Consider the following 13,767-nt stretch of genomic DNA (forward strand, 5'->3'; position numbering starts at 1 on the left):
CCCGTCCGGGCGGCGGCCGGCGGCCCGGAGACGGGCGGCGGCCCGTGGAACGCCGGGCCCTGGGGCGGCGCGGTCCCCGGGGCGGGCGGCCGCGCTCCGGCCGGCGCCCCGGGGCCGGGCGTCCCCGCAGGGGGGACGGGTCCCGCGGCCGCCGCGCCGTCGGGGAGGGGCGGCGACGTGACAGAAGGGAGTGTGGGGGCGGTGGGAGCGGCCGGGAAGGTCGGGCCGGTGTCCCCCGAGGGCACCGGTGCCGGCCCCGGCGCGGCGGCCGCGGCCGCCGCTACCGCCGCGCCGGGGTCGGTCGCGGGCATGCTCCACGGCGCGGAGGTGGCCAGCGACCGCAGCGCCCGGATCCACTCCAGGGTGGCGGGGCGGTCGTCGGGTTCGGCGGAGAACATCGCCAGGATCCGGGCGCGCTCACGGGTGGCCGCCGCGACGATGGGCAGGGCGGCGAAGCGCTCGCGCAGCTGCTCCGACGCCGGCGGCGGCTCCTCCCCGGTGAGCGCGAAGAACACGATGGCGCCGAACGCGTAGCGGTCGGTGGCCGCCGTGTACTCGCCGGTGAAGATCTCGGGGGCGGCGTAGCCGGGGGTGAACCACGGCTTGGCGGTGATGTGCCGGGCGGCGATCCGGCTCAGCCCGAAGTCGACCAGCGTCGCCTGGCCTTCGTCGCCGATCATGATGTTGCCCGGCGACAGGTCGCCGTGCACCACCACCCGCTTGGACGGGGTCGCCCGGCCCGCGTGCAGCAGGTCCAGCACTTCGGCGACCTGCTCCAGATGGCGCAGGATCTCGCGCTGGCCGCGGGGGCCGTCGGCGGTGCGCTCGGCCCGCCAGTCGCGCAGGTCGAGCCCCTCGACGTGGTTCATCACCAGGTAGAGGCACCGGTCGCCGGAACCGGGAGCGCCGCCCCCGGGGTGCTCGGGGGCGCCCTCGAAGTGCTCGCGCACCCCCACCACGCCCAGCCGGTTGATGAACCGCAGCAGCTCCGCCTGCTCGTTCCACCGGCGGCTGAGCTCGGCGAACTGCTCCTCGTTGGCGACCGCGTCGGCGTTGAGGACCTTCACCACCACCGGCTCCGTCTGGCCGGCGAGCGTGACCTCCGCCAGGTACAGAGTGGCCTCTCCGCCGCGCCCCACCGACCTGACCAGCCGGTATTTGTCCGGCTGCGAATCCGGGCCGACGAACAACGCAGAACTCACGAGAGCCCTCATTCCGATCGGGAAGGTGGTGGGGACCGCCGCGCCTCCGCGGGCGTGTCCGCCAGCGTAACGGCCTGCGGGCGCCGTGAGGCGCGCGACGCGTTCCCGCCCGGCTGCGCGGTCCGGCAGCGGGCCGCGCAGCCGCGGCGGTCAGGTCAGCTTGGGGTCGCCCCAGACCGCCGCGGTCCCGCCCGAGGGGCAGGAGCCGCCCCAGTCGACGGTGAGCCGCAGCCGCATGACGCCCTGCACGGAGACGTCGACATCGGCGGTGTCGCCGGCCGACACGGTCTCGGAGAACAGGCGCTCGCCGTCGCCGACCACCGAGAACGTGGCGCTGCCGGAACCTCCCGTGAGCCCCACGGTGGACCGGAGGTCGGCCGAGCCGCGCGCGAGGTTGTACTCGGCGGACGGCTTGGCGCACTCGCCGCTGACCTTCAGCGATTCGGCGTAGGTGACGTCGCCGAGGGTCGCCGATCCGCTCTCATACCCGGCGGCGGGCAGGATCTGGGCCGACCCCGACAGCGGGGCGCCGGGGGTGTCGTTGACCGTCCGCCCCTCCTCCTCGTCGCCGGCCTCGTCGGCGGCGTCCGCGTCCTGGGCGTCGTCGTCGCCCTTGCCTTCGCCGCTCTCGGCGGAGCCGCCCTCGTTGTCGGGAACCGAGGGGTCGGCCTCTCCTCCGGGCTCCGGGTCGTCCGCGGCGGCCGTGACATCGGCGCCGTCACCGGAGAGGACGAAGGCGGCCGCCCCGCCAGCGGTCGCGAGGAGCGCCACGGCGGCCGCCACCGCGATCAGCGCCGTGCGCCGCTTGCGGGGGGTGCGCGCGGGGACCGTTCCGGCGTCGGCCGCGGGTGCCGCGGGGGCTCCGGACGCAGCCCCGGCGGGCGGGCGGCCGGCCGGCACCGTGGGCGCGCCCGGCGCGGCGGGGCCGGGCGCCGCATAGGCGTGGGCGGCCGCCGGCCCCGGCCCCGGCCCGGCGGAGGGCTCGCCCACGGGACCGCTCATCGGCTCCGTGGCCCCGTGGCCGGATGCGGACAGCGGGGCCGGGCCGACCGCGGGGAAGCCGCCGCCGGCCGGATTTCCGACGGGCATGCTCCACTGCACCGACGTGCTCAGGGAACGCAGCGTGCGGATCCAGTCCAGGGACATGGGGCGTGCGGCCGGGTCGGCGGAGAACATCGCCATGACCTTGTCGCGCTGCTGGGGTCCGGCGCCGGCCAGGACGGGCAGTCCCGCGTAGGCCGCCCGCAGCTGCTCGGGGCTGGGCGGCGGCTCCTCCCCGGTGAGCGCGAAGAACACGATGGCGCCGAACGCGTAGCGGTCGGTGGCCGCCGTGTACTCCCCCGTGAAGATCTCGGGGGCGGCGTAGCCGGGGGTGAACCACGGCTTGGCGGTCATGTGCCGGGCGGCGATCCGGCTCAGCCCGAAGTCGACCAGCGTCGCCTGCCCCTCCGTGCTGATCATGATGTTGCCCGGCGACAGGTCGCCGTGCACCACCACCCGCTTGGACGGGGTCGCCCGGCCGGAGTGCAGGAGGTCGAGGATCTCGGCGACCTGCTCCAGGTAGCCCAGCACCTCCCGCTGCGCCCGCGGCCCGTCGACGGGGTTCTCCGCCCGCCAGTCGCGCAGGTCGAGCCCCTCGACGTAGTTCATCACCAGGTACAGGCAGCGCTCGGCGCCCCGCCCGGCTCCGCCGCGCGGGTGCTCGGGGGCGCCCTCGAAGTGCTCGCGCACCCCCACCACGCCCAGCCGGTTGATGAACCGCAGCAGCTCCGCCTGCTCGTTCCACCGGTGGCTCAGCTCGGCGAACTGCTCGGGGGTTCCCGCGACCTCGGAGTCGAGGACCTTCACCACAACGGGTTCGGTCCCGCCGGCGAGCGTCACCTCCGCCAGGTACAGCGTCGCCTCCCCGCCGTGCCCCACGGACCTGACCAGCCGGTACTTGTCGGGCTGGGCATCGGGGCCGACGAACAACTCAGAACTCACGGGAAACGCTCATTCCACAAGGGGACATGGGTGACACCAAGGAGGAGTAGGAGTAAAGGGTAACGGCAGGCACAACGGGCCCATGCCGGGCGTGGGGCGGGCGTCCGGCCGGGGCCGCCCCCGGCCGCCGATACAGCCGGTACGCTGCGAATTCGAAGAGACGGAAGGCAGGGGACGGAGCGCTGGTGGAACGCGTGCTGGATGGCCGGTACCGGCTGGTGGAGCGGCTGGGCGCCGGCGGCATGGGCGAGGTGTGGCGGTCGGTCGACGACCGGCTCGACCGGCCGGTAGCGGTCAAGCTGATCCGCCCCGAGCACGTCGGCTCCACCGAGATCGTGGCGCGCTTCCAGCGCGAGGCGCGGCTCACCGCGCGGCTCGCCGGGCACCCCAATGTCGTGATCCTGCACGACGTCGGTGAGCACGACGGCTCGGTCTACGCGGTGATGGAGCTCGTGCGCGGGCGGACGTTCTCGGCGATCGTGCGCGCCGCCGGCCTCCCGCCGCTCGACCAGGCCGCCGACTGGATCGCCCAGGCGGTATCGGGGCTGTCGGCCGCGCACGCCGCGGGCATCGTGCACCGCGACGTCAAGCCGGGCAACCTCATGGTGGTCGACGACGGCACCGTCAAAGTGCTCGACTTCGGGATCGCGGGGTTCACCGACGCCGCCGCCCAGAGCCGGCGGCTCACCCGCACCGGCGCGATCTTCGGCACCCCGCTGTACATGTCACCGGAGCAGATCCGCGGCGAGACGGTCACCGCGGCGGCCGACCTCTACTCGCTCGGCACGATCCTCTACCAGCTGCTGACCGGGGTGGCTCCGTTCAAGGACCCCGACCCGATGCGGGTGATCCGCATGCACCTCGTGGAGGCGCCGCGCCCGCCCGCCGAGCTGCGCAGCGGCATCCCCGGCGACCTCGCCGCCCTGGTGTCGGCCATGCTGGAGAAGACACCGGAACGGCGTCCCTCCGGGGCCGAGGTCCGGGCGCGCCTGGAGCCGTTCCTGGCCGGCGGCCCGTCCCGGCCCCACCACCGGGTGACCGGGCCCGAGGCGCTGCTGTCGGGGCCCCATCCCCGGATCTCCGCCCCCCGCTCCGGCGGGGTGGCACCGGTACCCCCGGTGCCGGCGGCGCACCCCGCCGGCACCGGGCCTAACGGCGGGGCGCCCGCCGCTCCCCCGTCGTCCGCTCCGGCGGCCTCCGGGCCCGCCTCGGCCGGGCCGCCGTCGTCGGGGCCCGCGGCCTCGTCCGGAGCGGCCCGCCGGGCGCTGGGACAGCGCCTGGAGGCCGTCGAGGAACGCGCGCGGGCGGGGCTGGTCGCCGAGGCCGCGCACGAGCTCCAAGGACTGGTGCCCGACCTGGTCCACGCCTACGGCGCCGACCACCCCGAAACCCTCAGGGCCCGCCGCCGCGGCGCCTACCTGGCCGGCAAGGGCGGCGACCCGCGCCGGGCGGTGGCGCTGTTCACCGGCCTGCTCGCCGACCTCGACCGCGTCTACGGGCGGCGCCACCCGGAAACGCTGGCCGCGCGCTACTACCTGGCCACCAATTCCGGCCGGACCGGCGACCACGCCACGGCCGCGCGCGTGCACGAGGAGCTGCTGCCCGACCTGTCGGCGGTGCACGGCCCCGACTCCGAGCGGGTCCTGACCACCCGCCTGTACCTCGCCTTCGACGTCGGTGAAACGGGCGACCGGCACCGGGCCGTCGCGCTGCTGCACGCGCTGGTCCCCGATCTCGCCCGGGTGCTGGGCGCCGGCCACGCCACCACGCTGCGCGCCCGCCACTACCTGGCCGCCTACATCGGCTACGCGGGCGACCCCGCCGAGGCGGCGCGCCGCTACGACGACCTCCTGCGCGACCACCACCGGCTGTTCGGGGCGCACCACCCCGAGACCGTCCGCGCCGCCGAACGCCTCGCCCACTGGCGGCGCCGCGCGGCCGGGGGCTGACGGCCGCTCCGGCCCGGCCGGGGGTATCCGGGTGTACGGGGGCGCGGCGACGGAGGCGCGCCGGGGCGGCATGCGGCGCCTCTGTCCGAAGTGTCCGATCCGGTCGGCCGAACGGCGCGATTCCCTGCGCGATAAGGCTTTTCGTGTCACCGCGCCCCGCTATCGTTCGGGGCATGTCAGGACGAGCTTTGAACGAGATCATGGACGAGGGCTGGGCGAAGGCCCTGGAGCCGGTGGCCGACCGCATCACGGCCATGGGGGACTTCCTCCGCGAGGAGGTCGCCGCGGGGCGGACCTACCTCCCCGCCGGCGAGAACGTGCTCCGCGCCTTCCAGCAGCCCTTCGACGACGTGCGGGTGCTGCTCGTGGGGCAGGACCCCTACCCCACCCCGGGGCACGCGGTGGGGCTCAGCTTCTCGGTGGCCCCCGATGTCAAGCTGCCGGGCAGCCTGCGCAACATCTACCAGGAGTACTCCGAGGACCTGGGTCTGCCGGGGCCCTCCAACGGCGACCTCACCCCCTGGACCCAGCGCGGCGTGCTGCTGCTCAACCGCGTCCTCACGGTCGCCCCCCGCTCGCCGGGATCGCACCGGGGCAAGGGCTGGGAGGAGGTCACCGAGCAGGCCATCCGCGCCCTCGCCGCGCGCGGCACCCCCATGGTCGCGATCCTCTGGGGCCGCGACGCCCGCAACCTGCGCCCGCTGATGCCCGGGGTGCCCTGTGTGGAGTCCACCCACCCCAGCCCGATGTCGGCGCACAACGGCTTCTTCGGTTCGCGCCCCTTCAGCCGCGCCAACGCCCTCCTGGAGGAGCTGGGCACCGCGCCGGTCGACTGGCGGCTGCCGTAGCCGGAGCGGTGGGCGGAAGCGGCCGGCCCGGCGGCGCGACCGGGTCCGGCCGCGGGCGGCGGGCGGGGGCGGGGGCGGATACCGGATATGCGGATATCAGATGTTCAGTCCCCCGCCGCGGCCAGCTCCTCGTCGCTGCGCTCGATGCAGAACTCGTTGCCTTCGGGATCGGCCAGCACCACGAACCCCTTCCCGTCGTCCGTCCGGAAGTCGGAGAGGAAGGTCGCCCCGATCGCGAGGACGCGTTCCACCTCGCCATCACGGGAGCCGGAGGTGGGACCGAGATCGAGGTGCACGCGGTTCTTCACCGTCTTCCCCTCGGGCACCCTCAGGAACAGCAGGCCGGGCTGGCCTTCCGGGGTGTCGATGTAGGCCTCGGCCTCGTCCGGCGCGTTGTCGGGGTGCATGGGCGCCCCGATGACCTCACTCCAGAAAGAGGCCAGCGCATAGGGCTCGGCACAGTCGATCGTGACGTTGCGGACGGGCGACGGCATGATTCCTCCGGTGCGTGACGAGGCTGCGGCGGCTGGGCCACCGGGCATCATCCCACCCCGGTCCTCCCCGGTGCACGGCGGTTTCCGACTGCGTGGCTCCCGGGGATGGGAGCGGCCGCGTCCGGTGCGCAACGGACCGGCGCCCAGGAGCCCCCGTGCCCCCACGGGGTGCACGGGGCGGGATGTGTCCAGGTCATGCGGCACAATCACAACTTGATCTCGGATGGCCTCGCTTCACGCCCGGACACCGACCGGACAGCGGACCTCCTTCTCCGGCCGGAGAGGTGGCCGGGGCGGCACACGAACGATCGGCCGGAAGCGGCCAACGGCCGCCGTCCCGGGCGCGGCACCTGCGTGTCGGCCGCGAGTGCTCCTCGCCGCGGCCGACACTTCGTCGCTGCTCTCGACGCGGAACGCATCGCACCCGGGGCCTTCCGACACCCGGTTCCCGGGGTCCGCGATGAGGCGGTGCCCCGTCCTCCGACATGGAGGGATGTTCTACCCTTTTCCTCGCGTCGTCATTCGATTACACGGGAAGGTTTCTGAACGGTGGACCGAACCGTGAGACCAGGACAGCGGATCGGCGGACGATACGAGTTCATCGAGCCGATCGGCTCCGGCGGCTTCGGGACCGTATGGAAGGCACGCGACCACCGGCTCCAGGCCGATGTCGCCGTCAAGGGACTGACGGTCCCGCCATCCGCATCGACCGCCGAGTGGGAGGAACGGCTCGCGAGGTCGGAGCGGGAGGTCCTCAACGCCGCCCGGCTGCGCGACCACCCCAACATCGTGAGCGTGCACGACGTCATCGTCGAGGACGACGTCCCCTGGATCGTCATGCAGCTCGTCGTGGGCCGTGCGCTGAACCAGCGCCTGCGGGCGTCCGGCCCGCTGTCCGTGAGCGAGGCCGCCGACGTGGCCAGGGCCATGCTGAGGGCGCTCGGTGCGGCACACGCGGCGGGGATCGTGCACCGCGACATCAAGCCGGGCAACGTCATGCTCGCCGACAACGGCGAGATCCTGCTCACCGACTTCGGGATCGCGACCCACGAGACGGACGCCTCGCTCACCGTCACGGGCGGTGTCATCGGCTCGGTCGCCTACATGGCGCCGGAACGCATCCAGGGCGACAAGGGCCAGGCACCGAGCGACCTCTTCTCCCTCGGGGTGACGCTTCACGAGGCCCTGGAGGGGATCTCGCCCTTCACCCGCGACTCGACACCCGCGTCGATGCACGCGGTGGTCTACGAGGAGCCCCCGCAGCCGACGCGCGCGGGAGCGCTGACGCCCCTCATCACGCGGCTGATGGCCAAGTCGCCCGGAGACCGCCCGACGATCGCCGAGGCACTCGCCCTGCTCGACGCACCCCCCTCAGAGGCGGGGGCTCAGGTGGACGCCCCCAACCCGACCGTGGTCGTCACCGAGGTCTCCCCGGCACCACCGCTGACTCCACCGACGCCGACAGCAGGCGACGAGGCGGAGGCGCCGGCGGATGCGACGCCGCCGGTGATGGCCCAGCAGATGGCCCCCGAGCCGCAGCCGGGGACTCCCCCGCGCGGAACGACACCGCCGGTCGGCACTCCCCCTCCCGGAGGGACACCGCCGGCAGGCGGCTTCCCACCCGGGATGACGCCACCGGCGGGGACCTTCCCGCCGGGAATGATGACACCACCGGCGGGCACGTACGCTCCCGGAATGACACCACCGGCGGGCACGTTCCCGCCGGGAATGACCCCATCAGTGGGGGCCTTCCCGCCCGGAGCACCACCGGCAGGGGGCTTTCCGCCCGGGCCGCCGCCCGCAGGGGGCTTCCCATCCGGGCCGCCGCCATCGGTACCCCCCCGGGGCCCGGGGTCGAAGTGGCTGGGCTGGATCGTGGCTCTCTCCTTGGCCATCGCCGTCGCCGCCGCCGGCGGCGTGGTCGTGCTGTTCGTCGTCAGTCAGGGGGAGGACCCGGGACCGGGAGGGGCGGACGACGGGACCGGGTCGGGTGGCGGGTCGTTCGAGAGCGGTTCATCGGTCGCGATCGAGGACGAGTCCACCGCGGAATCGACGATCGAGGTGACCGGTGTCGAAGGTTCCGCACCGACCGCCCTGGGCGTCACCGTCGACCTCGACCACACCTACCTCGGAGACCTCGACATGGCGCTGGTCTCCCCCGACGGCACCTCCTTCGAACTGGAAGCCTTCGACCAGCCGCACCAGTACACCGTGGACGCGTCAGCGGCCGACGCGGCGGGTACCTGGACGCTCCGCATCGCGGACAACCAGGCGCGGGACACGGGCACCCTCAACTCCTGGAGCCTGGATTTCGGCTCGGGTGATTCGGGTGATTCGGGTGGGTCGGATGCGTCGGGTGGTGGGACGTTCGAGAGCGATTCGCCGGTCACCATCGAGGACCAGTCCACGGCCGAATCGACGATCGAGGTGACGGGCGTCGAGGGCACCGCTCCAACATCGTTGGGCGTCAGCGTCGACCTCGACCACACCTACCTCACAGACCTCAGCATCGAGCTGATCGCCCCCGACGGCACCTCCTTCGAGCTCGAAGCCTTCGACGAACCGCACGAATACACCGTGGACGCCTCATCGGCCCAGGCCGCCGGAACATGGACCCTCCACATCGAGGACAGGACCGCGCAGGACTCCGGCACCCTCAACTCCTGGGCTCTGCACTTCTGACGCCGCCCGGGACCACCCCCCGTACGGACACCGGAAAGGCCGTCACCCCCTATGGCCAAGCGCCCGACCTACGCCGACGCCCTCAAGATCCTCGGCAAGGACGACTCCACCCTGCTGGATCTGGCGGAGAAGCTGGTGGACGGCGGGCTGGGGATGCTGGGGGTGCCGGACCTGTTCGGTCTGCGGACCGAACTCGTGTCCAAGGGGCGGGAGGCGCTGAACAGCCTGCGCGAGCGGGTCTCCGGGGTGGGCAGGTGGGACCGTACCGAGCGCATCGACGCGGCCCACCACCTGCTGATCGTGACCTCCTATGTGGAGGCGGTCGACGAGGTCCTCGGCGATCCCGAGTGCAGAAGCGGCCTTTCCGCCGCCGGAGCCGATCCCGACGAACTGCACGGGAGGATCCTCGACGTCATCCGGGACCATCCGGTCCTCGGACTCGACATCGACGGAGGGGTGATCCTCGCCGGCGGCGGGGGCATGCCGATCGCCGTAGGCCATCCGGGTGAGCTGGACTTCTCCGAGCCGATGCCGGAGAACGCACCGCCGGGCGACCCCGGACACATGGACTGGCGCGGCCGCATATCCGCCGTCGCGGCCCGCCGCTACCGCGAGTCGTACCTGCGCCTGGCCGCGGAAATGCCGGAATTCGGGGTGTGGGCGGCGTTCCACCGGGACAAGGCGGCCCGGACGCGCCTGGACGCGGTGTCGGCGGGGCTGGACCGCCTGCACGGGCTGCTGGAGGCCACCTCCACCGGGCGGCCCATCGAGCGGCGCCGCCGGGAGCTGGCGGCCGCCTACCGCGCGGTCCTCGACCGCCCCGTGCTGAACTCGGACGACACGCCCGGCTCCTTCACCCTCCCCACCCTGGAGCACGCGTACCTGGCACCGCGCGGTTCACTGGCCGCGGCAAGGCCCTCCGCGCGACCGTCCGAAGACGCCTGGTGGGCGGAGTTCCCCACCGTCGACGACCTGCAATCCGTGCTGGCCTACCTGCTCACCCGCATCGAGGCCACGGAAGCCCCCCTGGTGATCCTCGGCCATCCCGGCGCGGGCAAGTCCAAACTGACCGAGATGCTGGCGGCCCGGCTTCCGGAGAGCGACTTCGTCGCGGTCAGGGTGGAACTCCGCACGGTCTCCCCCAACGCCCCCATCCACGCCCAGATCGACGAGGGCCTGGCGGCCACGCTGCACACCCCCACCTCGTGGCGGGACCTCGCGGAGTCCGCCGACGGCGCGATCCCGGTCGTCATCCTCGACGGCTTCGACGAACTGCTCCAGGCGACCGGGGTGAACCGCTCCGACTACCTGGAGCAGGTGCAGCGCTTCCAGGAGCAGCAGCGCGCCATGGGCGAGCCGGTGATCGTCATCGTGACCAGCCGCACCGTGGTCGCCGACCGGATGCGGTTCCCGACCGGGGCACCGATCGTCCGGCTGGAGCCCTTCAGCGAAGCGCAGATCGGCCAGATGATCGACATCTGGAACGACTCCAACGCCGCCGCGCTCGCCGCGGCGGGTCTGCGTCCCCCCACCCTCGCGTCCGTCCTGCCCTACCGTGAACTGGCCGAACAGCCGCTGCTCCTGCTCATGCTGCTCATCTACGACGTGGACGGCAACGCGCTCCAGGAGTCCGCTTCGCGCTTCTCCCGGGCCGAGTTGTACGAAGAGCTGCTGACCATGTTCGCCAGGCGCGAGGTGAACAAGCACGCCGCACACCTGCCGGAGCGCGATCGCGACGCGCGGATCGCGGAAGAGCTGAACCGGTTGGAGATCGTGGCCATGGCGATGTTCGCCCGGGGCCGGCAGACGGTGACGGCCGCCGAGCTGGAGAACGACCTCGCCGTGCTGCTCCCCGACGCCGCCGTCCGCCCCGGCGACACCGCGGGACTGCACGGGGCGGTCAGCGACGCCGACCAGGTGCTCGGGCGGTTCTTCTTCGTCCACGAGTCCCGGGCGCGGGTCCAGGCGGGCAGCGCGAGCGTGTACGAGTTCCTGCACGCCACGTTCGGCGAGTACCTGGTGGCGCGCATGGTGACCTCGGCCCTGCGCGACCTCGCCGTCGATCGCAGGCTCAACGCGCGGCGGCGCTTCACCGCCCCACTGGACGACGGCCTCTTCTACGCGCTCACCTCGTTCGCCGCTCTGGGCGGGCGTGCCGCTGTGGTCGAATTCGCCGCCGATCTGCTCACCGGGGAACTCGCCGACGCGCCTGAAGCACGGGCCGACCTGCGCGAGCTGCTGATCGAACTCTTTCGCGACGCGCCCTTCCCCGCTCCCAACCGCTCCTTCTCCGATTACCTGCCCCAGCGCCTGCCCATCACCCAGCGCCAAGGCGTTCACATGGCCAATATCGCCGTGCTGCTCACGCTGGTCGCCGAGGACGGGGTGGACCTGAAAGAGCTGTTCCCCGATGCGGCGGCGCCCTGGCAGGAATGGCGGGGTGTGGCCGGGCTCTGGCGCGCCCTGCCGGATTCCCAATGGCACGGAACGCTGGACACCATCCGGGTCCGGCACACCGGCTTCACCCATGGCGGCGACGCGCGGACCGTGTTGGAGCGCGAGACCGGCGACCCGGTGAACGTCGGAGACTGCATCGGCTTCGAGCTGCGTTCGAGCCGGGACGACCGGCTCGACGTCGACGACCCCTATGCGGTCAGCATCGACTACGGGTCGGTGACGTCGAAGCTGCTGCGCTCGGTCGCACTGCGCGCCAACGGCACAGCGGCGCGGATGACGCTGATGCTCCTGCCCTACCTGCGCCACACGAGCGCAGATCTGGGCACCTGGTACTCCATCGACCGCCGGGACCGCTACGACGAGACCCCGCGGCTCTGGGCCGAAGCCCATGACCTGTTGTCCCTGCGACTCGCACCGCCTGACGGCGACGACGAGCAACGTCTCCGGCGCTTCAAACGCCTGCTGGGCACACAGGAGCTGGGACGCCTGGAACTGCTGGTCCTCCGCCAAGCGGCGGAGGACTTGGACGCGCGTCCCGGATGGATGTACCGCGTCGGCTTGTGCGATCTCCTCCTGTGGCACCTGTCGACAGTGCGTGCCGTCGTCGCCGGCCCGCAATTGGCCCGGGAGAAGGTCGAGCCGGTATTGGCCCGGCTGCGTCCCCACTTCGAATCGGCGCCCTCATCAGAGCGGGTGCACGACGTGTCGCGGATCTTCGCCGACCTCGACCGCCTCCTCTCCGCCCGAGAAGACCCTCTGGAGGCCGGGCGGCCCCCCTCGACGTCCCGGGGCACCGGACCGGCACCGGACGACACCCCTGCCATCAGGGACAGCAGGGATATGCCTCCCGGACCGCGCGTCGAATCACCGTTCGACGCCTACGAGGCGGTGCCGGATGACTCCAGCCCCATATGGAGGGGCTGGAATGCCGATTGGTCGTCGAAGCGGCGGAGGCACCGCCAGGGCGGCGGGGGCGACGACCAGAACAGCAACCCCGCAGGCTCCGCCTGACGCCCCTCCGCCGCCTTGTCACTCCGCCCGATCCGCCAGAACCTCCCGCACCAGCTCCGGCACGACCTCGCCGATCGGATCGCGGAGGACGACCTCGGCCACGGGGTCGTAGGGGGTCGGTTCGGCGTTGACGATGATCAGCGGGACCCCGTTCTGCCGGGCGATGTCGCACAGTCCGGCCACGGGGTTGACCATCAGCGACGTCCCGATGGCGACGAAGACCCCCGCGTCGGCCGTGGCGTCCACGGCGGCCTGGATGACATCGGGGTCGAGGCGCTGGCCGAAGGAGATCGTGGCCGACTTCTGGATGCCGCCGCACAGCAGGCAGCGCGGGTCCGACTCGTCCTCCAGCCGCGTCAGCACCTCGGGCATCGGCGTGCGCTCGTCGCACTCCATGCAGACCACCCAGTGCACGGTTCCGTGGACCTCGATGACGCGGGCCGGGTCGGTCCCGGCCGCCTGGTGCAGCCCGTCGATGTTCTGGGTGACGACCGCGTGCAGCCGCCCGGCGCGGTCGAGGTCGGTGAGGGCCGCGTGGGCCGCGTTGGGATCGGCCGCCCAGACCGCGTGGGACCGGCGCATCCGCCACACCTCGCGGCGGACGTCGGCGTCGGACATGTAGGTGTTCAGGTCCGACAGCGCCTCCGCGCCGGGGTTCTTGGTCCACACGCCCTGCGGGCCGCGGTAGTCGGGAATGCCGGAGTCCGTCGAGACACCGGCACCTGTGAGGACCGTCACGCGGTCGGCGGAGGCCATGATCTCAACGGCTCGGGCGCGGTCGGATGCGGCGTTCATCGGTGGTCCTCGGTGTCGTGGGACGTCGGGATCCGGTCATTCTGGCAGTCGTGCGCCCGGGAGGGCACCGCCTTTTCCCGGCCCTTATGGGAGCGGCTCGCGGCGGGTATCGCTTCCGTATGCGCGCCATCTCACATCGCCGGACGGGCCGAAAGTCCCGTTGCCTCCGGGCTGTTTCATGGAAGATCCACAAGGACAAAAACACGTAAGTGCCGCAACACGGTACTCTCACGTCACGGCGGGTATGCGGGAGGGACATTGGGCGCTCGGGAGGCCGAATCCACCGGGGCGCGGCGCGACCCCGTCGCCGTGCCGCGCGCACGGCGGGCCACCGGATGGGGCGATG

Annotated in this window: 8 protein-coding genes; 4 read left to right on the top strand and 4 right to left on the bottom strand. The window is 72.9% G+C overall.

What is annotated here, in order from left to right; genetic code table 11:
• On the bottom strand, nt 1–1,202 hold a 1,202-nt coding region (locus ACFO4E_RS20730; protein WP_378577278.1), incomplete at its 3' end, for a serine/threonine protein kinase.
• A 150-nt stretch (nt 1,203–1,352) separates the two neighbouring features.
• Entirely contained in the window at nt 1,353–3,185 is a 1,833-nt protein-coding gene (locus ACFO4E_RS20735) for a protein kinase domain-containing protein (RefSeq protein ID WP_378577280.1), read from the bottom strand.
• Nucleotides 3,186–3,370: 185 nt separating this feature from the next.
• Between ACFO4E_RS20735 and ACFO4E_RS20740 the strand changes: the two genes are divergently transcribed.
• Together ACFO4E_RS20740 and ACFO4E_RS20745 are read left to right on the top strand one after the other, a co-directional pair.
• Nucleotides 3,371–5,134, top strand: a complete 1,764-nt coding sequence (locus tag ACFO4E_RS20740) for a serine/threonine-protein kinase (RefSeq protein ID WP_378577282.1) — start codon at nt 3,371–3,373, stop codon at nt 5,132–5,134.
• 173 nt (nt 5,135–5,307) lie between these two features.
• Nucleotides 5,308–5,982 (top strand): uracil-DNA glycosylase, encoded by a 675-nt coding sequence (locus ACFO4E_RS20745; RefSeq protein WP_378577284.1) that lies wholly within the window; start codon nt 5,308–5,310, stop codon nt 5,980–5,982.
• 104 nt (nt 5,983–6,086) lie between these two features.
• On the opposite strand, the gene ACFO4E_RS20750 is transcribed toward ACFO4E_RS20745, so the two are convergent.
• The gene (locus ACFO4E_RS20750) at nt 6,087–6,476 is read right to left on the bottom strand and encodes a VOC family protein (RefSeq protein ID WP_378577286.1); all 390 of its coding nucleotides are present in this window, start codon (nt 6,474–6,476) and stop codon (nt 6,087–6,089) included.
• A gap of 549 nt (nt 6,477–7,025) precedes the next feature.
• Between ACFO4E_RS20750 and ACFO4E_RS20755 the strand changes: the two genes are divergently transcribed.
• Together ACFO4E_RS20755 and ACFO4E_RS20760 are read left to right on the top strand one after the other, a co-directional pair.
• Nucleotides 7,026–9,158 (top strand): protein kinase domain-containing protein, encoded by a 2,133-nt coding sequence (locus ACFO4E_RS20755; protein ID WP_378577288.1) that lies wholly within the window; start codon nt 7,026–7,028, stop codon nt 9,156–9,158.
• A 51-nt stretch (nt 9,159–9,209) separates the two neighbouring features.
• Entirely contained in the window at nt 9,210–12,626 is a 3,417-nt protein-coding gene (locus tag ACFO4E_RS20760; RefSeq protein WP_378577290.1) for an NACHT domain-containing protein, read from the top strand.
• An 18-nt stretch (nt 12,627–12,644) separates the two neighbouring features.
• Here ACFO4E_RS20760 and ACFO4E_RS20765 read toward each other — a convergent pair whose 3' ends face one another.
• Nucleotides 12,645–13,421 (bottom strand): SIR2 family NAD-dependent protein deacylase, encoded by a 777-nt coding sequence (locus ACFO4E_RS20765; protein ID WP_378577292.1) that lies wholly within the window; start codon nt 13,419–13,421, stop codon nt 12,645–12,647.
• Nucleotides 13,422–13,767: the final 346 nt, after the last annotated feature.

The sequence above is a fragment of the Nocardiopsis mangrovi genome (assembly GCF_042653925.1).
GTDB lineage: Bacteria > Actinomycetota > Actinomycetes > Streptosporangiales > Streptosporangiaceae > Nocardiopsis_B > Nocardiopsis_B mangrovi.

Bases quoted from the DNA above. Each gene is read 5' to 3' on its own strand.
- ACFO4E_RS20765 (WP_378577292.1), bottom strand. From the start codon at position 13,421: ATGAACGCCGCATCCGACCGCGCCCGAGCCGTTGAGATCATGGCCTCC.
- ACFO4E_RS20745 (WP_378577284.1), top strand. From the start codon at position 5,308: ATGTCAGGACGAGCTTTGAACGAGATCATGGACGAGGGCTGGGCGAAG.
- ACFO4E_RS20750 (WP_378577286.1), bottom strand. From the start codon at position 6,476: ATGCCGTCGCCCGTCCGCAACGTCACGATCGACTGTGCCGAGCCCTAT.
- ACFO4E_RS20760 (WP_378577290.1), top strand. From the start codon at position 9,210: ATGGCCAAGCGCCCGACCTACGCCGACGCCCTCAAGATCCTCGGCAAG.